This window comes from Roseovarius indicus (assembly GCF_008728195.1).
In the GTDB taxonomy this organism is placed as follows: domain Bacteria; phylum Pseudomonadota; class Alphaproteobacteria; order Rhodobacterales; family Rhodobacteraceae; genus Roseovarius; species Roseovarius indicus.
Genome location: NZ_CP031598.1, coordinates 4,196,113 through 4,221,043, shown reverse-complemented (window position 1 = coordinate 4,221,043; position 24,931 = coordinate 4,196,113). Strand labels below are relative to the sequence as shown.

The following is a 24,931-nucleotide window of genomic DNA, read 5'->3' as shown; positions in this document are numbered from 1 at the left end:
TTCGCCGTTAATCAGGGACTTGAGGGTGAGTCGCGCGCTTCTGCCGCTGTCATGGCGCTTGACTTGCCCCCTGAGCCCCCGAAGATGGCGGGCGGGACGGGTGATGAACCGGGGAGGGGGCCTTGATCGAAACACTGCTGAAAGTCTCGACGGGGCTCGGGGCGCTGGCCTTCGTGGTGGTCACCATTGCCCTGTCGCTGGCCTCGTATTTCCTGACCCGGGCCGTCTTCTCCCTCCGCCGCGACCGGGGCGAGACCGATCTCGCCAATTCCATCGTCGTCCGCGTCAGCGCGTTGCACGCCCTGATCCTCGCCCTTGTTTTCGCACAGGAAATCGTCAACGTCCGCGACATCTCCACCGCCGCCTCGCGCGAAGCGGTGCTGGTCGGCGACACGTTCTATGACCTGCGCCGCTATGATGACGAGGGCACGCTCGACATCCGCACCCACGTGGCCGAATACACCCGCGCGGTGCTCTACGAGGAATGGCCGTCTCTCGCCTCTGAAAAGGCCCTGTCGGAAACCGCCTGGGCCGCGTGGGAGGCCGCGTATTCCGGCATCCTCTCGCTCGAGCCCGCTAACGACCGGCAGGACGTCCTGAAAGACCTGATGGTCAGCCAGGTCCGCGAGCTCTCGGGCCTGCGCCGCCAGCGCGAGAATGCCGGGCTCGCAGGCGTTCACACCCTCTTCCTCATTGCCGCGGTCGCCGGTGTCGCGCTGACGTCGGCCGCCTTCTACACCTATGCGCCCAAGCCGCAGAACCTTTTCCTGATATCGATCTTCTCGCTCTATACCGGGCTGGTGATCTTCTTCATCTTCGCCTTCGCCGACCCGTATGATCCGCCCGCACAGGTCAAACCGATCGGCTTAGAACGCATATACGGAGGCGAAATCCGGGCGCTGGCGCCGCCGCCGGATTAGCGGCGCTCCCGCCGAATTTCCCTTGACCGCACCCCGGCGATTTCATACCTACCAACTCTGCAAAGCGGGTATGGTGAAAAGGTATCACGCGAGCTTCCCAAGCTTAAGTTACGGGTTCGATTCCCGTTACCCGCTCCAGCACTTTCCGACTACACCTGTCCTAACCGGGCCCGATCCTAAGGCTTGAGGCCCGGCGCATGATCTTCTAGGAGTTTGATCCTCAGACGAGAGGCAGGGCAATGGCATTCACGGTGGCAATCGACGGGCCGGCAGCGGCCGGCAAGGGCACGATCTCCAAGGCGGTGGCGGCGCATTTCGGGTTTGCGCATCTCGACACCGGGCTGCTCTACCGCGCCACGGGCCGGCGCACGCTGGACGGCACCGACCCGGTGACGGCGGCCGAACAGCTGCTCGCCGCCGATCTCGAGGCCGGCGACCTGCGCACCCCCGACGTGGCCCAGGCGGCCAGCCGCGTGGCTGCCATTCCGGAAGTCCGCAAGGCTCTGGTGGATTTCCAGCGCGCCTTCGCCCGGCGCGACGGCGGCGCGGTGCTCGACGGGCGCGACATCGGCACGGTGATCTGCCCCGACGCCGACGTGAAGCTCTTCGTCACCGCCACCGACGACGTGCGCGCGGAACGGCGCCTTAAGGAATTGCTCGGGTCCGGCCACGATACTGACTATGACGAGGTGCTGGCCGACCTGCGTTCGCGCGATGCCCGCGACAGCGCCCGCGCCGCGGCGCCACTGAAGCCGGCCGACGACGCGGTGACGCTCGACACCTCGACCATGGATATCGACGCCGCCGTCGCCGCGGCGATCACCATCATTAACGAAACCTTAACCTGATTGGCCCTTCGCGCCTGTCGGCTCATGCCCGCCCGCGCGCCCGCGCGGAGCGTTAGGCCTTGATTCCCTGCGCCACCGGCTCTATAGAGCGCGGTGTCGACAAGGCGGGCAACGCCGCAAATGAAAAAAGAGGTCGAGCAGGGTCGGACACTCCGGCCCTCTTTCGTTTGCAGTCCGCTGACCAACGAACCCACCCAAGACCGGCGGAGACAACCGCGCGGCCGGAAAAATCGAACGACGTAAAGGAACCGAACGCCACATGGCTCAAAACGCATCGATGGAGGAATTCGAAGCCCTCCTCAACGAAAGCTTCGAAATGGACACCCCCGAAGAGGGCTCTGTCGTCAAAGGCAAGGTCATCGCGATTGAAGCGGGCCAGGCCATCGTCGACGTCGGCTACAAGATGGAAGGCCGCGTTGACCTGAAAGAATTCGCAAATCCCGGTGAAGCGCCCGACATCTCCGTCGGCGACGAGGTCGAGGTCTATCTGCGCGCGGCCGAGAACGCCCGCGGTGAAGCGGTCGTCAGCCGCGAGATGGCCCGCCGCGAGGAAGCCTGGGACCGTCTGGAAAAAGCCTATGCCGACGACGCCCGTGTCGAAGGCGCGATCTTCGGCCGTGTCAAAGGTGGCTTCACCGTCGACCTCGGCGGCGCCGTGGCCTTCCTGCCCGGTTCGCAAGTTGACGTTCGCCCCGTGCGCGACGCCGGCCCGCTGATGGGCCTCAAGCAGCCCTTCCAGATCCTGAAAATGGATCGCCGCCGCGGCAACATCGTTGTCTCGCGCCGCGCCATCCTCGAAGAAAGCCGCGCCGAACAGCGCGCCGAGGTCATCGGCAAGCTGTCCGAAGGCGATGCGGTCGACGGCGTGGTCAAGAACATCACCGAATATGGCGCCTTCGTCGATCTCGGCGGTGTCGACGGCCTGCTGCACGTCACCGACATGGCCTGGCGCCGCGTCAACCACCCCTCCGAGATCCTGTCGATCGGCGAGACCGTCAAGGTCCAGGTCATCAAGATCAACAAGGAAACCCACCGTATCAGCCTCGGCATGAAGCAGTTGCAGGAAGATCCGTGGGATATGGTGGCGGCCAAGTACCCGCTGGAATCGGTTCACACCGGCCGCGTGACCAACATCACCGACTACGGCGCGTTCGTCGAGCTGGAGCCGGGTGTCGAAGGTCTGGTGCACGTCTCGGAAATGTCCTGGACCAAGAAGAACGTGCATCCCGGCAAGATCGTCTCCACCTCGCAAGAGGTCGAGGTCATGGTGCTCGAGATCGACCAGGCGAAACGCCGTGTGTCGCTCGGCCTCAAGCAGACCATGCGCAACCCCTGGGAAGTCTTCGCGGAAACCCACCCCGAAGGCACCGAGGTCGAGGGCGAGGTCAAGAACATCACCGAATTCGGTCTCTTCATCGGCCTGCCGGGCGAGATCGACGGGATGGTCCACCTCTCCGACCTCAGCTGGGACGAGCGTGGCGAAGACGCGATCCAGAACTATCGCAAGGGCGATGTCGTCAAGGCCGTTGTGTCTGAAGTCGACGTCGAGAAAGAGCGTATCTCGCTCTCGATCAAGGCCCTGGGCGGCGACAAGTTCGCCGAAGCCGTGGGCGGCGTGAAGCGCGGCTCGATCATCACCGTCGAGGTCACCTCGATCGAGGATGGCGGCATCGAGGTGGAATACGAAGGCATGAAATCCTTCATCCGCCGCTCCGACCTGTCGCGTGACCGCTCCGAGCAGCGCCCCGAGCGTTTCTCGGTCGGTGACAAGGTCGACGTGCGCGTCACCAACATCGACAGCAAGACCCGCCGTCTTGGTCTCTCGATCAAGGCCCGCGAGATCGCCGAAGAGAAGGAAGCGGTCGAACAGTATGGCAGCTCCGACTCGGGCGCCTCGCTGGGCGACATCCTCGGCGCCGCGCTGAAAGGCGACGAAGACAAGTAAACCGTCTCCGCAAGGAAGATGGTCAGGCGGCCCCGTCAGGTTCTGACGGGGCCGTTTTCTTTTGCCCGCCGAAAAGTTTGTCTGGCCGCGTACAAATCGGTGAGCGGCGCCCGAGACCGGCGCACGTCTCCACACATCGCATCGCCGCGCCGGATAATTTTCGCGCCGAATCAATGGTTTTCCAGACCGGCTTTCTCTGCGCCGCGGCATGTCGCTTCCGGACGAAATGTCGTTTCCGGGCCAGATTTCGAGGCATTGTCCGCGCGAAAAGGCGGATTTCCTCCAAAAGGTACCGTGTGAGACTATTCCGATTTTTCTGATTTCTATCTATAGTTTAGGAAAATGTGAGTGCGCCAACAAAGACCACCGGGGAGACAGCCGATGATCCGATCGGAACTGATTCAAAAGATTGCCGACGAGAACCCGCATTTGTACCAGCGCGATGTTGAGCGCATCGTTAATACAATTTTCAACGAAATCACCGATGCCATGGCCCAGGGCAACCGGGTCGAGCTGCGCGGCTTCGGTGCGTTCTCGGTGAAGAAGCGCGAATCCCGCACGGGGCGCAATCCGCGCACCGGCGAATCCGTGCATGTCGAAGAAAAACACGTACCGTTCTTCAAGACTGGTAAACTTTTGCGCGACCGCCTGAACGGGAAAGCCTGATGCGATATATCCGCTATGCCTCGATTGCGATCTTCGCAATCGCCCTGATCCTTATTGCGCTTGCCAACCGCGAGTTCGTGACGGTGCAGGTCCTGCCCACCGAGATCGCCCATCTAGCCGCGCTGAACCCGGCCTATGACATGCCGCTGTTCCTGGTGATGTTCGGCGGCGTCCTGGCCGGCCTGATCATCGGCTTCATCTGGGAATGGATCCGCGAGGCCGGCGAACGCGCCGCCGCCGCCCGCCAGGCGCGCGAGATGGAGCGGCTCAAGGCCGAGGTGAAGCGCCTCAAGGGCGAACGCCACCAGGGCAAGGATGAAGTGCTGGCACTTCTCGACGAAGCCAGCTAAGACGCTGGCATGCCGTCAGACATCAGGGTCAAGATCTGCGGGCTCACCGACCCCGCCGACATTCCCGCCGCGATCGTGGCGGGCGCGTCCTATCTTGGCTTCAACTTCTTTCCCAAATCCCCCCGCTATCTCGACCTCGAGGCCGCGGCCTTCATGGCGACCTCGGTGCCCGTGGGCGTGGGCAAGGTGGGCCTGACGGTCGATGCCGATGACGCGACGCTCGATCTTCTGACCACCAGCGTACCGCTCGACTTCCTGCAGCTGCACGGCAAGGAAAGCCCGGCGCGGGTGTCGGAGGTCAAGGCACGCTACGGGCTGCCGGTGATCAAGGTCGTCGGCATTTCCGGGCCCGAGGACGTGACCCAGATCGACTTCTATGGAAAGGTCGCCGACCAGATCCTTGTCGACGCCAAGCCGCCGAAAGGGGCCGACCGGCCCGGCGGCAATGCGGTGGCCTTCGACTGGAAGCTGATCGCCGGGCGCCGCTGGCCGGTGCCGTGGATGCTGGCCGGCGGGCTCAACCCGGATAACGTGGCCGAGGCCATCCGCCTGACCGGCGCGCGGCAGGTCGATGTCGCCTCGGGCGTGGAAAGCGCGCCGGGCGTCAAGGATGCCGACCTGATGCGCGCCTTTATCGAAAATGCACGGGCCTGACAGCGCCCGACCCTGCAAGCCAAGGAGAAACTGCCGATGAAAAGCGAGGATCTCGATGGCGTCTACGGCGCCAAGAACCCCGACGAAGCCCGCACGCTCTATGACGACTGGTCGGGCAGCTATGACGCCGACAACCTTGCCAAGGGGTTCCGCCTTCCGGCGCTGGGGGCGGGCCTTCTGGCCAGCTATATCGGGCGCACCAAGGGGCCGATCCTCGACGCGGGCTGCGGCACCGGGCTGGTGGGCGAAACGCTGATGGTGATGGGTTACATGCATGTCTTCGGCTGCGACATCTCGAAGGAGATGATGGCGCTGGCCGACAAGACCGGCGCCTATTCCGGGTTCGAGCAGGCCGATATGGGCACCAAGCTGCCCTATGCCGACGACCATTTCGCAGGCTTCGTCTGCGTCGGGTCCTTCGGGCCCGGCCACGCGCCGGCCTCGACGCTTACGCACCTGGCACGGGTCACGCGGCCCGGGGGCTATGGCGTCTTCAACCTGCTCGAACATTCCTATGTGGATCAGGGCTTTCCGCCGGTGATGGAGAAGCTCGCCGCCGACGGTGTCTGGGAGGTGGCCCATGTCACGCCGCCCTTCCTGCCATTCCTTCTGGGCGAGCCGGACCTGTGGTCGCGCGCCTACGTGGTGAAGATGCTCTGATGTCCGGACGTCGTGGGGGCGCTGCCCCCGCCGTTGAAACCCGGTCGGGTTTCAACGTCTCCCCCGGGATATTTTCGGCCAGAAGAAGCCTTGGGTGGTGATGACCCCCGAGCGCTCCGCTCGTCGTGCAGAAAGGCGGGGATGCGGCAGGAAACCTCTGGAAAAACCCGGCCGCGTCCCATATTCAAGCGCGGTGAGACAAGGGAAGACCAAGCCATGAACGACCTTTTCAACTCCTTCATGACCGGGCCCGACGAAAAGGGCCGGTTCGGGCAATTCGGCGGGCGTTTCGTGTCGGAAACGCTGATGCCGCTGATCCTGGAACTGGAAGAGCAGTACGAGAAGGCCAAGACCGACCAGTCGTTCTGGGACGAGATGAATGACTTGTGGACCCATTACGTCGGCCGCCCCAGCCCGCTTTATTATGCGGCCGGGCTGACCGAGCACCTGGGCGGGGCGAAGATCTATCTCAAGCGGGACGAGCTGAACCATACCGGGGCGCACAAGATCAACAACGTGCTGGGGCAGATCCTGCTGGCGCGGCGGATGGGCAAGACCCGGATCATCGCCGAGACGGGCGCCGGGCAGCATGGCGTGGCGACGGCGACGGTCTGTGCCAAGTTCGGGCTGAAATGCGTGGTCTACATGGGCGCGCATGACGTGGAACGGCAGCGGCCCAACGTGTTCCGGATGAAGCTTCTGGGCGCCGAGGTGGTGCCGGTGACCTCCGGGCGGGGCACGCTGAAGGACGCGATGAACGATGCGCTGCGCGACTGGGTGACCAACGTGCGCGACACGTTCTACTGCATCGGCACGGTGGCGGGGCCGCACCCCTATCCGGCGATGGTGCGCGACTTCCAGTCGATCATCGGCAAGGAAGCCAAGGAACAGATGCAGGCCGCCGAAGGTCGGCTGCCCGACACGATCATCGCCGCGATCGGCGGCGGGTCGAACGCGATGGGGCTGTTCTACCCGTTCCTCGACGACAAGGAGGTACGGATCATCGGCGTCGAGGCCGGCGGCAAGGGCGTGAATGACGAGATGGAGCATTGTGCCAGCCTGACCGGCGGGCGGCCGGGGGTGCTGCATGGCAACCGGACCTACCTGCTGCAGGACGATGACGGGCAGATCCTGGAAGGCTATTCGATTTCGGCCGGTCTCGATTACCCGGGGATCGGGCCGGAGCACAGCTGGCTGCACGACACCGGCCGGGCCGAATACGTGGCGATCACCGACAAGGAGGCGCTGGAGGCGTTCCAGCTCAGCTGCGAGAAGGAGGGGATCATCCCCGCGCTCGAGCCCTGTCACGCGCTGGCGCATGTGATGAAGATCGCGCCGGAGCTGCCGGCAGATCACATCATCTGCATGAACATGTGCGGGCGGGGCGACAAGGACATCTTCACCGTCGCCAAGCATCTTGGCTTCGGGATGGACGAGGACGACTGAGTCCGCCTGAAATTTGTTGCGCCGAAAGGCGCGGAAAGATGCGCCCCCGCTGTCTGGCCGGGGCGCATTTTTGCGTTTATTACCCTAATGGGCAATTTTGTTGCGCGAAGATCACGAGCGTTTTGGGTGGTCAAACAAGCCTGTAGGCCGACTCGGGGTGTTAGCGGTAAACCCGGCCTCCCGATCGGGCGGATCGGACCCTAGCGGGCGGAGCTGACCATGTTCCCCCGGTGCGGACGGCGCTGCCGGACCCGTATGCCAGGGCCAAACCGTCGTGAGGGGATGGCTTTAGGTGCCATTGGATCAATGTAGCTCATCCAGGTAGAGCACTCGACCAATAATCGGGGTGTAGCAGGTTCGAGTCCTGCCATTGTCATGGGTAAAGGCCTACCAAGCCTGGGGTTCGACTCCCCTCCGCCGTTGAAGGACGGCTCCAAATAGGGGTCCGGGGTTGCCTCGGCAGGGGCGGCCCGGCGTTGCCTGCACCTTCGGGGGCGGACGACAAAGGACTGCCGCTGCTCTGGCCGCGTGCCGGGGCGGGGATGATGGTGGCGCCGCAATCCGGCCCGCGAGACCGTCCGCAAGGATGGGCGAGCGCGCCGGGTTGCCGCGCGCCCGCTCGCCTTTCTCCCGCGCGCTGCCATGGCGCGGGGCGGCTTCGGATCCCGTATTCACGCCTTCGGACACGGGGGCATCACACCTGCGGCCATTCCGGCCCAACATACTGAAACCAAAAGGAGATCGCATCTTGCGACGACGATAGGACGACGAAAGAAGGAGATGAACCATGATCGATATACTGATCCGACTGATCGAATGGGGGGCCGGGCTGACCCGGGTCACCGTGATGGAAAACGAGCGTGTGCTGGTGCTGCGCAAGGGGCGGATCGACACGATTCTCGGCCCCGGTGAGCACCGTATCCGGCGCGGCAAGACGCAGCTCGAGACCCATGATCTGGCCTATCTCCGGTTCACGTCCGACTACAAGGATGCGCTTCTGCGGGAGCGGCCGGACCTGGCCGAGACCCACCTGACCGACCTTCGGGCAGGGGAGGCCGAGGTGCTGGTGGTTCTGCGGGACGGGGTGCCGCATACGGTGCTTCTGCCCGAGACCCGCGAGGTTTTCTGGGCCGATGCCGGGCCGTGGGCGGTGGAAACCGTCGCGGTGGGCGACACGCTGGCCGTTCCCACGGCGCTGGCCAACCGGCTGGTGCGGGCGGGGCTGACCGCTGCCTTTCAAGCCACCGAAGTGGACGAGGGGCATGTCGGGATGCTGACGGTGGACGGGGTTCTGAAAGGGCGGCTTGCCCCCGGGACCCACGCCTTCTGGAAGCTGGGCCGGCGCGTGGCGGTCAAGCATGTCGACCTTCGGCTGCGGACCCACGAGGTCACCGGTCAGGAGATCCTGACCAAGGACCGGGTCACCATCCGGGTCAACCTGACCGCCGAGTTCCGGGTTGTTGACCCGGAGCGGGCGGTGAGCGCGGTGAAGGACTTCGAGGAAGCGCTTCACCGGGCGCTGCAGCTGGCCTTCCGGCGGACGCTGGGCGCGCTGACGCTCGACCGGCTGCTGGCGGAAAAGGTGACCGTCGATGCCGAGGCCGCGAAAGCGGTGCGGGCAGAGATGGCGCGTATCGGGCTCGAGGTGGGGGAGATCGCCCTGAAGGACGTGATCCTGCCCGGCGAGATGCGCGAGATCCTGAACCGGGTGGTCGCGGCCGAGAAAGAGGCCGAGGCCAACGTCATCCGGCGGCGGGAAGAGACGAACGCAACGCGGTCGCTTCTGAACACCGCCAAGGTGATGGCCGAGAACCCGGTCATGCTGCGGCTGAAGGAGCTGGAGGCGCTGGAAAGCATCGCCGGCAAGGTCGAGCGGCTGACCGTTCACAACGGGACGGAAGGCCTGATGACCGATATCGTGCGGCTGCGCGACAGGTGAAGACAGCCCGGCCCGGAGCATATCCGGGCCGGGTTTTTCATGGGCTTACGCCTTGAATTCCTCGTCGACGGGCACCTGCATGGCGTTGACCACGGCGTTGGTCTGGTTGGCCATGCCGATGACCGACAGAAGCTCGCCGTACATGGCGTCGGTCATGCCCTTGGCGCGGGCCGAGGCGGTGTGGGAATGGCAGCAATATTCGCAGCCATTGCTGGCCGAGACGGCGATATAGACGATCTCCTTGACCAGCGGGTCGAGGGCGCCCGGGGCCATCACGTCTTTCAGCCTGTCCCAGGTCGCCTTGAGGAGCGCGGGGTCATGGGCCAGAGCCCGCCAGAAATTGTTAACAAAGTCTGAACCGCGGGTGGTGCGGATGTCGTCGAAGACGGCGCGGACCTCGGGCGAGGCCTCTTCATCGGTGATCAGTGTAACGGTGGCCATGGTTCCCCCTTCGCGGTTTACGGAATGCTAAACCGCCGGGCGCCGGGCGTCACGCCGCTTCTTGCGCCGCCCGTTTGGCGATCCGGCGACAGCGCCAGCGAGACAGGCGGCGGGTCTGCATCCGCGTCGGGTCAAGCTGCGTCTGGCCCTGGTCGTCGCGGCTCATGCGATAGCGCTTGCAGGCGCCTGCCGTGGTATGGGTGGCGCCGAAGGCCACGAACTCGATCTCGTCGATCTTGTCGATTTCCTCGGCGTCCGTCGACACGCCGGCGCGGGCGAAAATCTCGTGCAGGTCGCCGAGGCTTCTGTAATCGCCCCCCTGAAGCGGGCCTTGCAGAGTGCCGCTGAGGGCGGTGTCGAGGTCTTCGCGCGCGTATTCCTGACGCTCCGTGATGAAAGCCTGCTTGGTTTCATCCCCCGTCCTGACCTTCATCAGGATATCGCGCAGGTAAACCGGCTCGTTGCTGAGGTTCGAGATCAGCACATGCGCGTCCATGCCGCTCCCGGCGCCGCGATTGATGCTGAGCCAGGCGCGTTTGCTGCGGCGGATACCGCCGACGAGAATTTGCAGATAGACCAGCCAGATCACTGCCGAGGTCACCGACGCGATCGCCTGCACTGAACTGGCGTTTTCCGACAGCCATGGAAACATTGCACCACCTTGATTGTTGTTTTGTCCGGCCCAAGGCCGGCTTGCGTGGCACAACGCAAGAGCTGCGAAATTGTTCGGGGTGGTGGTTAAATTCAGCTCGGGACGTGCTGTTTCAGGACGTCGAGCGGCACGATATCGAGGGCGCGTTCATGCGTGGCCTCGAGCCGGACCTGCGGCGCGCAGCCTTCGTCATGGGCCTGCAGGAAGCGGGCGGCGCAGAGGCACCACTGGTCGCCCGGCTTGAGCCCGGCAAAGCCGAACTCGGGGCGCGGGGTGCTGAGGTCGTTGCCGACATACTTGGAATAGGCGAGGAATTCGGCGGTCATCAGGGCACAGACCGTGTGGCTGCCCTGGTCCTCGGCGCAGGTGTTGCAGTGGCCGTCGCGGAAAAAACCGGTGACGGGATCATCCGAGCAGTGGGCCAACGCGCCGCCGAGCACGTTGACGGCAGGGTCTTTCTCGATCATCGCGGGCTCCTTTCGCGCGTCGAGCCTAGCGTATTCGCGCGGCGAGACAAGCCGCGCGAGAGAGTGTTTCGGCAGGCCTCAGCCTTCGTGCAGGACGGTTTCGAAGCCTTCGAACTGGGGCGGGCCCATCAGGGCGTCCTTGGTCGAGGACTGGCCGGCGTTCTTGTGGGCCTCGCGGAAGGCGTCGGACTTGGTCCAGGCTTCGAAGTCTTCGCGGGTGGCCCAGATCACGTGGCTGGAATAGAGGCGATAGCCGTCGCCCTCGGGACCTTTCAGCAGGCGGAACTCCTTGAAGCCCGGCACCTCTTTCAGGCGGCTTTCGCGCGAGCGCCAGACCTCTTCGAAATCGCCCTCGGACCCGGCGCGTACCTTGAACCGGTTCATTGCAATGAAACTCATGTCTTGCCCCTTCTCATGGCTTGAATGTTCGTCATCTGGCTGGCGAAGGCAGGCTGGATATTCGCGGGCCATGTAACAGCAGGCCGGGCGGCGGGGCAAGCGGGGTTCAGAGGCCTTTGGCGATGGCGCGGAACATGGCGATGTTGGCGTCGTGCACGCCGTCTTCGCGGAACTGCCGGTCGGCGGCGGTGGTGACGATGACGACGTCGCGGGCGCGGTCGATATAGATGTACTGGCCATAGATGCCGCGGGCGAGGGAGATGCCGGGTTCGGCGCCTTTCGGGATCCACCATTGGTAGCCGTATCCGATGGCGCCGGGCTCGGTGGGGGCGCTGGGGGTGGTGGACTCTGTCAGCCAGTCTTCGGATACGATGCGGCGGCCGTCGAGCGTGCCGCCCTGTTCGACCATCAGGCCGAAGCGGGCATAGTCGCGGGTGGTCATGTTGAGCCCGCCCAGGACGAAGGCCACGCCTTCGCCGTCGGTGATGTAGTAGGGCGGCTGTTCGAGGCCGAGCGGCGCGATGACCTTCTCCGACAGGAGCGAGGGGATGTCGCGGCCGGTGGCGCCGCGGATGATCATGCCGAGGACGTGTGTGTCGATCGAGACGTAGTGCCAGCGTTCCCCAGGTTCGGCGTCGCGTTCCTTGAGGCCGGCGGCGAAGCCGTCCATCGTGCCGCCGAGGGCGAGGACGCGGCCCATGCGGTTGATGTCGGAATTGTAGTCGAGGTAATCCTCGTCGAATTTCACGCCGCTGGTCATCTGGAGCACGTTGCGGATGGTGGCGCCGTCATAGGCGCTGTCTTTCAGCAGGGGGGCGTATTTGGCGACGGGGTCGTCGAGGGAGTCGATATGGCCTTCCTCCATCACGATGCCGAGGAGGACCGAGAGGAAGCTTTTCGCCATCGACCAGCTGATCCGGCGGTCGTCGGTGCCGGTGCCCTGATGGTAGCTTTCGTGGACGACCTCGCCATTCTTGAGGACGAGGAGCGAGGTGACGGTGCGGTCGTCGATCCAGGTGCCGATGTCTTCGGGCAGGGTGGCGTCGGGGCCGTCGGGCAGGGGGGTGACGGGCGTCTCGCCGCGCGCGACCGGCGTGGTCAGGAAGGCGCCGTTCATGTGCGAGAAGTTGGTGACGATCTTCTCTTCGGCGAAGAGGCTGTTGACGGCGAGGAGGCGGGTGATCTCCTCTCGCTTCCAGATGCCCACGGCGACGGCCGCCAGCACGAAGGCCAGCAGGATCCGCAGGAGCCATTTCAGAATGGTGCGCATGGCCGGCCCTCCCTTTCGGGGCAGGAAAGCAGGGCGGGCGCTGCCTGTCCAGCGTGACGCGGCGGCGCGTCAGCGGAACTTGTCGACCAGTTTCTGAAGGGGGGAGCGGGTTTCGGCCTCGGGGTCCGCCTCGGGTTCGGGGGCGGACTTCGGTTCGGGGGCGGTGTCGGCCGGCTTCGGCTTGGCTTCGGTCTTCGAGGCGCGGGCGGGGGCGGTGCGCAGCGCCACGGCGTTGAGGAACTTGTCGTTGCGGCCTTCGGCCAGCTCGGGGGCGCCCTCGGCGATGCCGCGCATGAGGTCGTCGAGCCAGTCCTGGTCGGCCTTGGCGAAATCGTGCAGGACATAGTGGCTGACGAGGTCCTTGCGGCCCGGGTGGCCGATGCCGAGGCGGACGCGGCGGTAGTTCTCGCCGATATGGGCATGCATCGAGCGCAGGCCATTATGGCCGGCGTGGCCGCCGCCGGTCTTGACCTTGAGCTTGCCGGGGGCGAGGTCGAGCTCGTCGTGGAAGACGGTGACGTCTTCCGGTTCCAGCTTGTAGAAGCGCATGGCCTCGCCCACCGACTGGCCGGAGAGGTTCATGAAGGTGGAGGGTTTCAGGAGGATCACCTTTTCGGAGCCGAGACGGCCCTCGGCGACCTCGCCCTGGAAGCGGGCTTTCCACGGGCTGAAGCCGTGCTCTTCGGCGATACGGTCGAGTGCCATGAAGCCGATATTGTGCCGGTTGCCGGCGTATTTCGGGCCCGGATTGCCGAGCCCCGCGAAGATCTGCATGGGTGTGCCCCGCCCGTTTCGAGTTGGGAGAGGTGTAGGGCGGGGAGGGGGGTAAATCAACACCCGGGCCGAAAGCCGCGCCCGGGCAAAAGAAAAACGCGGGGCCTGCCATCGCAGACCCCGCGTTCGAATGCGGTCGGAAGGGGAGGACTTACTCTTCTGCGCCCTCGGCGGCGTCTTCGCCACCTTCCTCGTCGCCGACGGTCGGCACTTCGTCCGCCTCGGCTTCTTCCTCGTCTTCCTCGGCTTGCAGCGCCGACGGGGCCGACACGTTGCAGATCACGAAGTCACGATCGATGGTGGGCTTGGTGCCCGCCGGAAGGTCGACCTGGCTGATGGTGACGGTGTCGCCGATATCCAGCGCGGAGAGGTCGACGGTGACCTTCTCGGGGATGTCGCCGGCGGTCACGATCAACTCGATCTCGCCGCGGATCACGGTGAGCACGCCGCCGCGGCGGATGCCGGGGGCTTCTTCCTCGCCGACGAACTCGACGGGGATGAACAGGTTGATCTTGGTGTTCCGGCGCAGGCGCATCAGGTCGAAATGCGTCGGCAGGTCTTTCACGATGTCGCGCTGCACGTCGCGGCAGATGACGCGGACGTCTTCATGCCCGTCCACCTTGAGGTTGAAGAGGGTCGACTTGAAGCGACCGTCTTTCAGCTTCTTGAGCAGGACGTTGAACGGCATTTTCACGGGAAGCGGATCTACGTCGCCCCCGAAAACGATACCCGGAACCATGTGCTCGCGGCGCACTGCACGAGCGGCGCCCTTGCCTGTCCCCGTGCGTTCCTGGACGTGAAGATCAGGAATTTCTCCAGCCATATTAAAATCTCCAAAGTTGAGGCGGGGTTCCTCCAAGGCTGTAACCCCGCGTGAAGCCGCGCGTATAGACCGGATGGGAGGCTTTGAAAAGCCTTAATTTGCTCGGGTCAGCCCGCGACCGCCGTGCTGCGTGGCGGGGTTCGGGATTTGAGTATTTGAAGAACAGTGAAAGGCCGGGCGGGCGCCCTGGCTTCACTGTTCAAAAATACTCGAAACCGGGCCTGTCAGCTTTCCCAGCGGCCCGAGAATCCTTCGGGAATCATGAGGATATCGCGGTCGAGCGTCTTCACGTCGCGGCGGCCGCAGAGGGCCATGGAGGTGTCGAGCTCCTTGTGGAGGATCTCGAGCGCCTTGGTCACGCCTTCCTCGCCCATCGCGCCGAGGCCATAGACGAAGGAGCGGCCGATCATCACGCCCTTGGCGCCCATCGACACGGCCTTGAGGATGTCCTGGCCGGTGCGGATGCCGCTGTCGAGATGGACCTCGATCTTGTCGCCGACGGCATCCATGATCTCGGGCAGGGCACGGATGGAGGAGAGTGCGCCGTCGAGCTGGCGGCCACCGTGGTTCGACACGACGATGGCGTCGGCGCCGACGTTCACCGCCTCTTTCGCGTCGCGCGGGTCGATGATGCCCTTGATGATGACCGGGCCATCCCACATCTTGCGGAATTCGCGGATCTTCTCCCAGTCGAGGGAGGGGTCGAAGGCTTCGGCTGTCCACTTGGTGAGCGAGGAGGCGTCGCTGACGCCCGAGGCGTGGCCCACCACGTTGCGGAACTCGCGCCGCTTGGTGCCCAGCATGCCGAGGCCCCATTGCACCTTGGTGGCCATGTTGGCCACGGATTTCAGCGTCAGCTTGGGCGGGGCCGACAGGCCGTTCTTGATGTCCTTGTGGCGCTGACCCATCATCTGCAGGTCGACGGTGATGACGAGGGCCGAGCATTTGGCGGCCTTGGCGCGCTCGAAGAGGCGCTTCATGAAATCCTCGTCGCGCAGGGTGTAGACCTGGAACCAGAAGGGTTTGGAGGTGTTCTCGGCCACGTCCTCGATCGAGCAGATCGAGAGGGTGGAGAGGGTGAAGGGCACGCCGAATTTCTCGGCCGCGCGGGCCGCCTTGATCTCGCCATCGGCGCATTGCATGCCGGTCAGGCCCACGGGCGCCAGCGCCACGGGCATCGAGACGTCCTGCCCGACCATCTGTGTCGCCGTGCTGCGCCCGGCCATGTCGACCGCGACGCGCTGGCGCAGGTATATCTTCTGGAAATCCGTGGTATTTTCGCGGAAGGTCTGTTCCGTCCAGCTGCCGGTTTCGGCATAGTCGTAGAACATCCGGGGCACGCGGCGTTCGTAGAGGCGCCGGAGGTCTTCGATACAGGTGATGGCGGGCATGCGGGCACTCCGGGTTCCATTGGTAAGGTTTCTTAGCCAAAACCGGGGGGCTTGTGCAATCCCGCGCCGGTGTCGCGGGTTGAGACAAATGCGAGCAGGAAAGGGAGCGCCATGTTTTTCGACGACATGCCGGTGGGGTACACCTACGAGACCGGAGAGCGGACATTGCCGCGCGACGAGATCGTCGGCTTTGCCAGTGAGTGGGATCCGCAGGATTTCCACATTGACGACGCGGCCGGCGAGGCCTCGCCCTATGGCGGGCTGATCGCGAGCGGGTTTCATACGCTTGTGACGGCCTATCGGCTGACGCTGGAAACCGGTGTCTGGACCGAGGCGTCGATGGGCTCGCCGGGAATGGAGGACGTGCGCTGGGTGATGCCGGTTCGGCCCGGCGACACGCTGAAGGTGAAGGCGACGGTGACGGCGAGCCGGCCCTCGGCCTCGCGCCCCGACCGGGGGCGGACGACGATCCTCTACGAGGTGTTCAACCAGAAGGACGAGATCGTGATGAGTTACAGCGCGATCCATATCCTGAAGCGCCGGACGTGAGGGCGTGGGCATGAGCCTGACGCTGATCGGCCTGCTGGCCAGCCTCTGCGCCGGTCTGATGACGGCCGTCGGGGCGATCCCGGTGCTGTTCGGGCGGAGCCTGTCGGCGAAGCTGAGCGATACGCTTTTGGGGTTTGCCGCCGGGGTGATGCTGTCGGCCTCGTATTTCTCGCTGATCCTGCCGGGGATCGAGGCGGGGGAGGGCTTGTATGGCTCGACGGAGTGGGCCGCGCTGGTGGCGGGGCTGGGCATCGCGCTGGGCGCGGCGGCGGTGGCGGCGTTGAATGCCCTTCTGCCGCACCGGCATTTCGTGTCGGGGCCGGAAGGGTCGGACCCGAGCGCTCTGCCGAAGATCTGGCTGTTCGTGATCGCGATCACCATCCACAATTTCCCGGAAGGGCTGGCCGTGGGGGTGGGGTTCGGCGGCGGGAACATCACCAACGGCATGTCTCTGGCCACCGGCATCGGGTTGCAGAATGCGCCCGAGGGGCTGGCCGTGGCGGTCGCGCTGCGGGGGCAGGGGTATAGCCGGCGTTATGCCTTCATGGTGGCGATGCTGACCGGCTTGATCGAGCCGGTGGGCGGGTTGCTGGGGGTGAGCGCGGTGCAGGTGTCGCATCACATGCTGCCGCCGGGGCTGACCTTTGCCGCCGGGGCGATGCTGTACATCATCAGCCACGAGATCATTCCCGAGACGCATCGGCGGGGGCACCAGACGGCGGCCACGACGGGGTTCGTGGGCGGGCTGATCCTGATGATGTTGCTGGACGTTATTCTCGGGTAGGCGCTTTAGCGGAAGGTGATGCGGGCGCCGGGCAGGTCGATGCCGTCGAGGCGGGTTTCCCAGGTGTCGCCGGGTGAGAGCGGGACGGCATCGGTGAGCGTGCCGGTGGTGATGATCTCGGTTGGTTCAAGCGCGCTGACCTGCGGGTCGGCGGCGAGCGTGTCGAGGAGGTAGGACAGCGCCTGAAGCGGGCCGTCGAGCACGTCGGAGCCGCGGCCTGTGAGGCGTTTGCCGTTCGGGCCGTCGAGGGTGATCGAGAGGTCGGGCAGGGCGGCGGCGCGCTCGGGTGTGAGCGGCAGGCGGGGGCCGGTGAAGAGGGCGCCGTGCAGGCCGAAGCCGGCCTGGCAGTCGGTGACGTCGAATTTCCAGCCGGGGAAGGGGGAGAAGACGATCTCGAACCCGTGGGAGACCCAGTCGATGCAATGGGCGAGGTCTTCGGGCGTCATGCCGGCGGAGGGGGCCGATTTCAGGCCGAGGATGATCTCGGGTTCGAGCCGGGGTTCGGGCAGGTTCGGCAGGTCGACGGGGGCGTCGGAGAACTCGAAAAGGGTCGTATCCCAGACCGGGCCCCAGATCGGGCCGGTGACGCCGTAGATGGGCCAGATCGAGCGGTTGGTGAAGCCGATCTTGCGGCCGATCCTCCGCTCGCCGCGGGCGGTGCGGCGGGCGGTGATCTCATGGCCGACGCGGCAGGCGGTGGCGGCGTCGAACCCGTGTATGCGGCCTGACAGCGGGGCGAGCGGGCGGCCGCTGTCATAGGCCTCCAGCAACGCGGCGGCCAGGCCGGACGCGTCTGGATCCTGTGTCACGCGCTGTGGGCCCCGTCGGCGAGGCCGCGCACGAAATCAAGGACTTGGGCCGGGGTTTCCCCTTCGGCCAGCTTGGCGACGATGGCCGAGCCCACGACGGCGCCGTCGGCGACGCTGGCGATTTCGCGGCTGGTCTCGGGCGTGCGGATGCCGAAGCCCACGATGACCGGCAGGTCGGTCTTGGCCTTGATGCGCTTGACCTCGGGCCCGACATCTGCGGCCTGGGCCGCGGCGGCGCCGGTGATGCCGGTGATCGAGACGTAATAGACGAAGCCGGACGTGTTGGTGAGCACCTTGGGCAGGCGCTTGTCATCGGTCGTGGGGGTGGCGAGGCGGATGAAGTTGAGGCCGGCTTTCTGCGCCGGGATGCAGAGCTCCTCGTCCTCCTCGGGCGGCAGGTCGACCACGATCAGGCCGTCGATGCCCGCCTCCTTGGCGTCGTCGAGGAATTTGTCGACGCCGCGGTTATAGATCGGATTGTAGTAGCCCATCATCACGATCGGGGTGGTGTCGTCGGTCTTGCGGAACTCGGTCGCCATGTCGAGCGTGCGCTGCAGGGTCATGCCGCCTTCGAGGGCGCGCTGGCCGGCGAGCTGGATGGTGGGGCCGTCGGCCATCGGGTCGGTGAAGGGCAGGCCCAGTTCGATGATGTCGACACCGGCGCCGGGCAGCCCCTTCACCACCTCGAGCGAGGTGTCATAGTCGGGGTCGCCGGCCATGACATAGGCCACGAAGGCCTTCTTTCCGGCGGCTTTGAGCTCTGCGAATTTGGCGTCGATACGGGTCATCCGGGCATCCTGAAGTCTGGTTCCCGGTGGTTTCGCTTAATCCGCGCCCGAGTGCAATAACGATCATTCCCCGAGACGCAGGTATCGGGGGCAGGCGGGAAGGTTAACAGGATGTTAATGCCGGTCGTGATGCGGGGTGGTGGCGGTTCGGGCTGCAAACCGGAGGAGTGGCGGCGGTATAGGCCGGTGACCTTTCCAGCCGGTTAAGGGCCGGAGCGCCCTTGATCGCAACGCCGCGCCTTGCAACGCACGCGGTTGCGGCATAGAAGCGCCGCGTTGCCGTAAAGGAGGGCGCGAGATGGGTTTCAAGATGGGTATCGTGGGCTTGCCGAACGTGGGGAAATCCACGCTCTTCAACGCGCTCACCCGCACCGCCGCGGCGCAGGCCGCGAACTTCCCCTTCTGCACGATCGAGCCCAACGTGGGCGAGGTGGCCGTGCCGGATGCGCGGCTGGACAAGCTGGCCGAGATCGGCAAGTCGAAACAGGTGATCCCGACGCGGATGACCTTTGTCGATATCGCGGGCCTCGTGAAGGGCGCGAGCAAGGGCGAGGGGCTGGGCAACCAGTTCCTGGCCAACATCCGCGAGGTGGACGCGATTGCCCATGTGCTGCGCTGTTTCGAGGATGGCGACGTGACCCACGTGGAGGGCCGTGTCGACCCGGTGGCGGATGCCGAGGTGATCGAGACCGAGCTGATGCTGGCCGATTTGGAGAGCATCGAGAAGCGGCGCGCGGGGCTGGTGCGCAAGCTGAAGGGCAACGACAAGGAGGCCGTGGTGCAGGACCGGCTTCTGGCGCAGGCGCAGGCCGTGCTGGAAGAGGGCAAGCCCGCGCGTATCGTCGAGGTCAGCGACGAGGATGCGAAAGCGTGGAAAAACCTGCAGTTGCTGACCACCAAGCCCATCCTTTACGTCTGCAATGTCGACGAGGGGAGCGCGGCCGAGGGCAACGCCCATTCCGCCGCCGTGGCGGCGATGGCGGCCGAGCAGGGTGCGGCGACCGTGGTGATCTCGGCCCAGATCGAGGAGGAGATCAGCCAGCTCGATGCCGACGAGGCGGCGATGTTCCTCGAGGAAATGGGGCTGGAGGAGGCGGGGCTCGACCGGCTGATCCGTGCGGGCTATGACCTGCTGCACCTGCAGACCTACTTCACCGTGGGGCCGAAGGAGGCCCGTGCCTGGACCATCCGCCAGGGCACGCTGGCGCCGCAGGCGGCGGGGGTCATTCACGGCGATTTCGAGAAGGGCTTCATTCGCGCCGAGACCATCGCCTATGACGATTTCGTGGCGCTGGGCGGCGAGCAGGGGGCCAAGGATTCCGGCAAGATGCGGTCGGAAGGCAAGGGCTACCTGGTCAAGGATGGCGACGTGCTGCACTTCCTGTTCAACAACTGAAGATCACGGGTTTAACGCTTCGTTGCGCCCTGCGGACGGCGGGGGTGGGCCATGCCGGGGCGAATCGCCGTCTGCAGCCAGGTTAACAAGGGGTTCGAGGCCCCTTTCGGCACGTCGGTATAACGTCGGTATTTTGTCGGTATCGCGTCGGTGCGCCGCGCCGACGGGGGCCGGTTTAATGTGGCGCCCGGTGGGGTGCGGGGCGAGATGTGGTGCCGGGCGCAACGGGGCCGGTGCGCCGGACGCCCGCCAATGGCACTTGGCGGATCGGGTCTGATCGCCCTAGACTGCGCCACGACCGCCCGCTCTCGCAATATGACGATTCCGCCCTTGCCTCTCGGTGCCTGGTTGGCTAGACGGGTCGGCGGAGACGTGGCCGAGTGGTCGAAGGCGCTCCCCTGCTAAGGGAGTAGACCCGAAAGGGTCTCGAGGGTTCGAATCCCTTCGTCTCCGCCAGAAACACTGTTTCTGGTCATTGACCGAGCGGGATGCCTCAAGTTTTCCGCAGTTTGTCCATCGAAAGCCCAACATCTGGTTCGAAACCACCCACATCATTTGTGGGGCGAAATGTGGGGTGAAGTATGGATGGCTCGTCGTTAGATCGTGGTGCGCGCGGTAAGCAGCCCGGACCACATGTGGAGAAACGGTTAAACGCAGCTTTCGTGCGAAAAGCCCCGCCGGGCCGACACACTGACGGTGGCGGCCTTTATCTCCAAGTCGACCGCTCGGGCGCTCGCCGTTGGTTGCTTCGAATCGTCGTGCGCGGAAAACGCAAAGACTTCGGACTGGGGGCAGCAAATCTCGTATCGCTGTCCGAGGCCCGAGAATAGGCGTATCAATATCGAAAGCTCGCTCGTGCAGGGGGCAATCCCGTGGTTCGAGAGCGCGGGGCCGAGGGCAAGGCGACGACCTTTGCAGAACTCGCTCGAACGGTGCATGAGCGCAAGTTTAAGGACCACACGAACAACGGCAAACATATTGCTCAGTGGATCAACACCCTCGAAACCTATGCTTTCCCTGTCATAGGGAATCTTTCAATTGAGGACGTCCACCAAGACGATTTGGAGCAGGTGCTTGATCCTATCTGGACGACGAAGCCTGAAACAGCGCGGCGGGTTCTTCAAAGGATAAAGACGGTTTTTGACCATGCCTGTGGCCGTGGTTTGCGAACCAAGGGCAATCCGGCGACTGGCATGCGGTCATTGATGCGAGAGCAGAGGGCAAAAACGAAGCACTTCAAAGCGATGCCTTATATGGAAATCAGCGACTTTGTGCTGGATCTTGACCAGTCAGACGATGTTGGAGCTCTCGCCCTGATTTTCACAATACTGACCGCTCTACGATCTGGACCGGTCCGCTCGGCCCGTTGGTCAGATTTCGACGATGGCCTCAAGACATGGAAAGTCCCCGCGGCAAGCATGAAATCGAGGACAGATTTCACCGTGCCAATTTCAATGCCTGCCCGTGCTGTTCTCCTTAGGGCCAAGAAGCTCCGCACGAAGGCAAGCGACCTCGTATTTCCTTCGCCATCTCAGCCCCAGCGGATGATCAGCGATGGAACTATGCGAAAACTGCTGCAATCCAAACATCCCGGCGCAACGGTCCACGGTATGCGGACCAGTTTCCGGACCTGGGCAGCTGAGATAGCTCGCGCGGATCACGATGTCGCAGAACTTTGCCTTGCCCACAAGGTGGGGTCGCGCGTCGCGCAAATCTACAACCAGGCAGAGTTGCTCGATCAACGGCTTATGTTGATGGAGAAATGGGGCTTATGGGTCTACGGCGATCTTGAGCCGTTTGCGAATGGTAGCGATGTGGAAGCTGTTATTCGAGGCAGGTGGATGACGAGGCCCTGATATGGCAGCCGTCGATGCCCTGTGCTTCGCGTCCACCTTCGATTGATTGCTCGGCTTCTGCTATCTTGCTACTCGGTAGGGCAAGCCGGCGACCACCAAGAGTCGCAAGGCGTGCCCGGAGAGTGTCGCGCAGGAATATCAGTTCCACAAAAACACGCCTGAAAGAATGACGGCGACGAATGCGAGGGCTGCGCCGCTCCACAGGGCCACCGAGCTGCGAGAAGGCTGGCCGGCTCGGTTGTCCATCTGCAAAGCCTGGGCGGCCTGCAATGCGGCTTCCAGCGATCCAAGGCGGGTTTCCATGGCCTTCATGACCTTGTTCATCTCGGTCAAGCGCTTGTCTTGTACTTGGAGAACCTTCAATGCCTCGGCCATTCCGCCCAACGTCCTTTCGCCATGGCGGGCAGCTGCTGTTGCTCTCGATCGAACCTCTCTCATTTCCGCTTCCCAGTCGATTGTCATGTCTGGTGCTCCTTTTGAGTTGATTGATCTCTTTGATGACTTGATTCGCGCTCGCTCTGGTTTGCCCAGCGTCCACCTGCTGCCATTCGGGCTTAGATCGGAATACACAGCCTCTTGCCGTCATCTTGCGCGCCGAAGCGCCTTCATGGATTTGTGGGATTTGATCTACTCCCCGATCTTCGAAGGATAGATGAGAAACAATGCTTTCGTTTCCGAACCCCCAGCGGCGCATCATCTCATTGTGGATGTCCGCCCACAGTCTTGCTTTCTCCTCTACGGCGTTCTTTCTGGCCATCCCGAGGACACTTCGGGGGCGACCCCGACCGCCGGATCGCTCATGGTAATCAAATGCTACAAGGTGAAAATGCGGGTTCCTGACATCGTTTCCGGCCTTGTCATGGATGGCGAGGACAAACCCAGCTTTGCCCTTTGTGAGTTCTTCAGCAAAGCGTCTGGCCAGCTTAACCCTTTGGGCTTGTGATGCCTCAGTGGGTAGCGCGATGATAAAACGCTCGCAAACACGGCCCTTACGTTTCATCGCGGTTTGCTCCGCGAAGGCGGCTTGTGCAGCGTCTCCGATCCGATCCAGTCGTTCCCGCATGACCACACGTGCAGCCGAACTTCTCGTGATGTATCGCATGTGCGCAGCTGTCTGGCCTTCCTTCGCCCGGCGCTCGTCGTTCTCGCATTTTGGCGAGAAGGTTTTCACTGTGTGCCGGAAGGAAAAGAGAGCCATTGCTTGCCGTTTTTGGGGTGTGGATAAAATGACTATTTTATCCGTTGTGCGCCTTACAAAACGGGACATAGGGAAGTGGATGAGCTCTCGGAAATGGACAAGTCGAAGATGCGGATCGCCGCATTGATTATTCAGCATTGCAGCAGATTTCGTCTTCTGGACTCCACTGCTGGAGACGTTCCCGTGGTGTCCAAGCTACGTCTGGTTGGCACAACAGTGGACTTCTTCGAGGGTGAGTTGCTGCAGTTGCGCTCAGGCAACGACAGTGAACCGTCTGGTGTTGAAGCGTCTGGGGGAAAAGCGAGAAATCGGAAACAATCTGTTTGTTTCTGAGAGAACAGATCACGAACCTACATCCAGTTCATACCGAGAAACGAAAGGAAAAGGTATGAGCAAGATGCTGAAAATTAACGACTTATTACCAAGTCTCGATCCTCTTGTGGAGTCAGAGGAAACTGTCGCCCCTTGCGGAACAAAGGCAGGTTTTTCTGCGCCGCCAGTCGCATTGGGCACCGCATCCGGTGTCAGCGATGACTTCCCGCTCGAATCTTTGGGGCAAAAAGGCTGTGAAGCCGCTGTGGCGCTACACGAAAGCTCGCAGGCGCCAAAGGGGTTATGCGGACAGGCTGTCCTTTGTGCAATGAGCACAGCGGTGAGCAGATGGGGAAAAGTTGAGGCGATCCACGGCAATGCGACTCCGATGGCGCTCTACCTCATCACAATCGCCCAGAGCGGCGAACGTAAGACTGCCGTGGATAGCGATGCCCAGATGGGTATCAAGGCGTTCGAGAGGGAGTTGCAAAGGTCGATCCAAGACCGGCGCGCTCTCGAACAGGAGGGCGCCAACTCTGATGACGCGGACGACGAAGTATCCGAAATCGTCGTGAGCGATCCTACCTATGAGGGTCTTCTGGGCGTGATGGTCCGTGGGCCGGGCGTCGCTTGTCTCTCGAACGATGATGCCGCTGGTTTCTTCGGCGGGCATTCTATGAGCCGCGATCAACGCCAAAAGACTATTGCCGGTCTTTCGCAAATATGGAGTGGCAGCGACATCAAGCGTCCTCGGGCACATGGTCGTGATACCAGCGTGGCGGGCGTGCCGTTAACAATGTCTCTTATGTTTCAGCCTTATCTGATCGGCCAGGTTTACGGCGACAGGGAGATGGTCGAGCAGGGGATTCTTCCTCGTGTGCTACCCTGCTTCCCACGGTCAACGATGGGCGCGCGCTTCTTTCAGGATATCAATCACGAAGCGCGTATGGCCATTCGACGCTTCGCTGAAAGTTCACTTGAGACGCTTCAAGATCTCCATTCACGGCAGGGCCTGTGCTTACCGTCTGACGACCCGTTCGCGCCCGACAGCGCGGTGCTTCCCTTGTCGACGGAAGCTCGGTCGGTTTTGATCGGTTTCTACAATAGTGTTGAAGCTGACCTCGGTGATGGCGGTCGTTTTGAGAAAATTCGTGGCTTCGCCAGCCGCTCGATCGAGAATGCGACCCGAATTGCTGCCATCGTCACCTTGTTCGATGACATCGAAGCCACTGAAGTCACCGAGCCTGCGGCCCGGTCTGCCTGCGACCTCATGCGCTTCTACCTTACTCAGTTTTCGGCACTGCTGAAGCTCGGTAGATCTGAGAGGAATAACTGCGAGGCTGGGCTGCTCGGCGCGTGGATGGCAAGCAAATATGGCGCCGGGGGGTGTGGTCACGACAAAGATGTATCGCAGTTCGCCCCACCGATGTTTCGGAAGAAAGGCGACAGGCAAGATGCTATGCAAACGCTGGTTGCGCACCGATGGATCGAGATGCTGCCGCCGGGGACGGTAGTGGATGGCTCCAAGCGGAATGAAGCCTTTCGGGTTCATCCGGATATTTCCTCGGTTCTGTGATTTGAAGGCCCTGCCAGA

27 protein-coding genes, 3 tRNA genes and 1 pseudogene are annotated in these 24,931 nt (G+C 63.5%); 19 read left to right on the top strand and 12 right to left on the bottom strand.

All coding sequences use genetic code 11. From position 1 onward, the window contains the following. Positions 1 to 122: 122 nt before the first annotated feature. The 11 genes from RIdsm_RS20400 (at position 123) to RIdsm_RS20350 (ending at position 9,428) form a co-directional block, all read left to right on the top strand. A complete protein-coding gene (locus tag RIdsm_RS20400; protein ID WP_057817838.1) occupies positions 123 to 920 on the top strand; it encodes a bestrophin-like domain in 798 nt (265 codons plus the stop codon). 64 nt (positions 921 to 984) lie between these two features. Next, positions 985 to 1,058 (top strand) — tRNA-Gly (locus RIdsm_RS20395). A gap of 101 nt (positions 1,059 to 1,159) precedes the next feature. Next, positions 1,160 to 1,768 (top strand): (d)CMP kinase, encoded by a 609-nt coding sequence (locus tag RIdsm_RS20390; RefSeq protein ID WP_057817840.1) that lies wholly within the window; start codon positions 1,160 to 1,162, stop codon positions 1,766 to 1,768. 259 nt (positions 1,769 to 2,027) lie between these two features. Further along, on the top strand, positions 2,028 to 3,713 hold the full coding sequence (rpsA, locus tag RIdsm_RS20385) for a 30S ribosomal protein S1 (protein WP_074940258.1): 1,686 nt from the start codon (positions 2,028 to 2,030) through the stop codon (positions 3,711 to 3,713). Between the two features lie 381 nt (positions 3,714 to 4,094). Beyond that, positions 4,095 to 4,379 (top strand): integration host factor subunit beta, encoded by a 285-nt coding sequence (ihfB, locus tag RIdsm_RS20380; RefSeq protein ID WP_057817845.1) that lies wholly within the window; start codon positions 4,095 to 4,097, stop codon positions 4,377 to 4,379. Next, entirely contained in the window at positions 4,379 to 4,729 is a 351-nt protein-coding gene (locus RIdsm_RS20375) for a lipopolysaccharide assembly protein LapA domain-containing protein (RefSeq protein ID WP_057817847.1), read from the top strand. Before ihfB ends, RIdsm_RS20375 begins: the two co-directional genes overlap by 1 nt. Before the next feature lie 9 nt (positions 4,730 to 4,738). After that, positions 4,739 to 5,383 (top strand): phosphoribosylanthranilate isomerase, encoded by a 645-nt coding sequence (locus RIdsm_RS20370; RefSeq protein WP_057817849.1) that lies wholly within the window; start codon positions 4,739 to 4,741, stop codon positions 5,381 to 5,383. Between the two features lie 36 nt (positions 5,384 to 5,419). Continuing rightward, positions 5,420 to 6,043: a class I SAM-dependent DNA methyltransferase gene (locus RIdsm_RS20365; RefSeq protein ID WP_057817850.1), complete on the top strand. Its 624-nt coding sequence runs from the start codon at positions 5,420 to 5,422 to the stop codon at positions 6,041 to 6,043. A gap of 216 nt (positions 6,044 to 6,259) precedes the next feature. Next, positions 6,260 to 7,489: a tryptophan synthase subunit beta gene (gene trpB / locus RIdsm_RS20360; protein WP_057817852.1), complete on the top strand. Its 1,230-nt coding sequence runs from the start codon at positions 6,260 to 6,262 to the stop codon at positions 7,487 to 7,489. A gap of 301 nt (positions 7,490 to 7,790) precedes the next feature. Continuing rightward, positions 7,791 to 7,865, top strand: a tRNA-Ile gene (locus RIdsm_RS20355). Positions 7,866 to 8,276: 411 nt separating this feature from the next. Further along, on the top strand, positions 8,277 to 9,428 hold the full coding sequence (locus RIdsm_RS20350) for a slipin family protein (RefSeq protein ID WP_143100465.1): 1,152 nt from the start codon (positions 8,277 to 8,279) through the stop codon (positions 9,426 to 9,428). 45 nt (positions 9,429 to 9,473) lie between these two features. Here RIdsm_RS20350 and RIdsm_RS20345 read toward each other — a convergent pair whose 3' ends face one another. The 8 genes from RIdsm_RS20345 to RIdsm_RS20310 form a co-directional block, all read right to left on the bottom strand. Then, a complete protein-coding gene (locus tag RIdsm_RS20345) occupies positions 9,474 to 9,869 on the bottom strand; it encodes a carboxymuconolactone decarboxylase family protein (RefSeq protein ID WP_057817854.1) in 396 nt (131 codons plus the stop codon). 49 nt (positions 9,870 to 9,918) lie between these two features. Beyond that, positions 9,919 to 10,521, bottom strand: a complete 603-nt coding sequence (locus RIdsm_RS20340) for a hypothetical protein (RefSeq protein WP_143100466.1) — start codon at positions 10,519 to 10,521, stop codon at positions 9,919 to 9,921. Between the two features lie 92 nt (positions 10,522 to 10,613). Next, positions 10,614 to 10,988, bottom strand: coding sequence for a DUF2237 family protein (locus tag RIdsm_RS20335; protein ID WP_057817857.1), 375 nt, complete (start codon positions 10,986 to 10,988; stop codon positions 10,614 to 10,616). Between the two features lie 78 nt (positions 10,989 to 11,066). Then, complete coding sequence (gene hmuQ, locus RIdsm_RS20330) at positions 11,067 to 11,387, bottom strand: heme-degrading protein HmuQ (protein ID WP_057817859.1); 321 nt, start codon at positions 11,385 to 11,387, stop codon at positions 11,067 to 11,069. 106 nt (positions 11,388 to 11,493) lie between these two features. After that, on the bottom strand, positions 11,494 to 12,657 hold the full coding sequence (locus tag RIdsm_RS20325) for a serine hydrolase domain-containing protein (protein ID WP_057817861.1): 1,164 nt from the start codon (positions 12,655 to 12,657) through the stop codon (positions 11,494 to 11,496). Between the two features lie 69 nt (positions 12,658 to 12,726). Then, a complete protein-coding gene (pth, locus tag RIdsm_RS20320; protein ID WP_057817862.1) occupies positions 12,727 to 13,431 on the bottom strand; it encodes an aminoacyl-tRNA hydrolase in 705 nt (234 codons plus the stop codon). A gap of 151 nt (positions 13,432 to 13,582) precedes the next feature. After that, positions 13,583 to 14,254: a 50S ribosomal protein L25/general stress protein Ctc gene (locus tag RIdsm_RS20315; protein WP_057817864.1), complete on the bottom strand. Its 672-nt coding sequence runs from the start codon at positions 14,252 to 14,254 to the stop codon at positions 13,583 to 13,585. 224 nt (positions 14,255 to 14,478) lie between these two features. Continuing rightward, positions 14,479 to 15,645, bottom strand: coding sequence for an alpha-hydroxy acid oxidase (locus RIdsm_RS20310; RefSeq protein ID WP_057817866.1), 1,167 nt, complete (start codon positions 15,643 to 15,645; stop codon positions 14,479 to 14,481). A gap of 111 nt (positions 15,646 to 15,756) precedes the next feature. Here RIdsm_RS20310 and RIdsm_RS20305 point away from each other — a divergent pair, with 111 nt between their 5' ends. Continuing rightward, positions 15,757 to 16,194 (top strand): MaoC family dehydratase, encoded by a 438-nt coding sequence (locus RIdsm_RS20305; RefSeq protein WP_057817868.1) that lies wholly within the window; start codon positions 15,757 to 15,759, stop codon positions 16,192 to 16,194. A gap of 10 nt (positions 16,195 to 16,204) precedes the next feature. After that, positions 16,205 to 16,978 (top strand): ZIP family metal transporter, encoded by a 774-nt coding sequence (locus tag RIdsm_RS20300; protein WP_057817870.1) that lies wholly within the window; start codon positions 16,205 to 16,207, stop codon positions 16,976 to 16,978. Positions 16,979 to 16,983: 5 nt separating this feature from the next. On the opposite strand, the gene RIdsm_RS20295 is transcribed toward RIdsm_RS20300, so the two are convergent. Beyond that, entirely contained in the window at positions 16,984 to 17,787 is an 804-nt protein-coding gene (locus RIdsm_RS20295; protein WP_074940259.1) for a 2-keto-4-pentenoate hydratase, read from the bottom strand. Next, positions 17,784 to 18,575, bottom strand: coding sequence for a tryptophan synthase subunit alpha (gene trpA / locus RIdsm_RS20290; protein ID WP_057817873.1), 792 nt, complete (start codon positions 18,573 to 18,575; stop codon positions 17,784 to 17,786). The genes RIdsm_RS20295 and trpA overlap by 4 nt, the downstream gene beginning before the upstream one ends. Positions 18,576 to 18,873: 298 nt before the next feature. On the opposite strand from trpA, the gene ychF reads away from it, so the two are divergent. The 4 genes from ychF to RIdsm_RS20270 all read left to right on the top strand — a co-directional run bounded on the left by ychF (position 18,874) and on the right by RIdsm_RS20270 (position 21,827). Further along, positions 18,874 to 19,971 carry a redox-regulated ATPase YchF gene (gene ychF / locus RIdsm_RS20285; protein ID WP_057817875.1) on the top strand — a complete coding sequence of 366 codons (1,098 nt, stop codon included), beginning with the start codon at positions 18,874 to 18,876 and terminating at the stop codon, positions 19,969 to 19,971. Positions 19,972 to 20,337: 366 nt separating this feature from the next. Beyond that, a tRNA-Ser gene (locus tag RIdsm_RS20280) sits at positions 20,338 to 20,427 on the top strand. Between the two features lie 125 nt (positions 20,428 to 20,552). Next, on the top strand, positions 20,553 to 20,801 hold the full coding sequence (locus tag RIdsm_RS30915; RefSeq protein ID WP_143100467.1) for an Arm DNA-binding domain-containing protein: 249 nt from the start codon (positions 20,553 to 20,555) through the stop codon (positions 20,799 to 20,801). A 42-nt stretch (positions 20,802 to 20,843) separates the two neighbouring features. Then, positions 20,844 to 21,827, top strand: coding sequence for a tyrosine-type recombinase/integrase (locus RIdsm_RS20270; RefSeq protein WP_074940261.1), 984 nt, complete (start codon positions 20,844 to 20,846; stop codon positions 21,825 to 21,827). 138 nt (positions 21,828 to 21,965) lie between these two features. On the opposite strand, the gene RIdsm_RS30570 is transcribed toward RIdsm_RS20270, so the two are convergent. Together RIdsm_RS30570 and RIdsm_RS30910 are read right to left on the bottom strand one after the other, a co-directional pair. After that, on the bottom strand, positions 21,966 to 22,289 hold the full coding sequence (locus RIdsm_RS30570; protein WP_236553350.1) for a hypothetical protein: 324 nt from the start codon (positions 22,287 to 22,289) through the stop codon (positions 21,966 to 21,968). Between the two features lie 175 nt (positions 22,290 to 22,464). Next, positions 22,465 to 22,827: pseudogene (locus RIdsm_RS30910) on the bottom strand (MobA/MobL family protein); the annotation flags it as partial. Positions 22,828 to 23,100: 273 nt separating this feature from the next. Here RIdsm_RS30910 and RIdsm_RS30245 point away from each other — a divergent pair. Both RIdsm_RS30245 and RIdsm_RS20260 read left to right on the top strand, forming a co-directional pair. Continuing rightward, a complete protein-coding gene (locus tag RIdsm_RS30245; RefSeq protein WP_177228421.1) occupies positions 23,101 to 23,358 on the top strand; it encodes a hypothetical protein in 258 nt (85 codons plus the stop codon). A 55-nt stretch (positions 23,359 to 23,413) separates the two neighbouring features. Next, positions 23,414 to 24,913: a DUF3987 domain-containing protein gene (locus RIdsm_RS20260; protein WP_074940266.1), complete on the top strand. Its 1,500-nt coding sequence runs from the start codon at positions 23,414 to 23,416 to the stop codon at positions 24,911 to 24,913. The last annotated feature ends 18 nt before the right edge of the window (positions 24,914 to 24,931 follow it).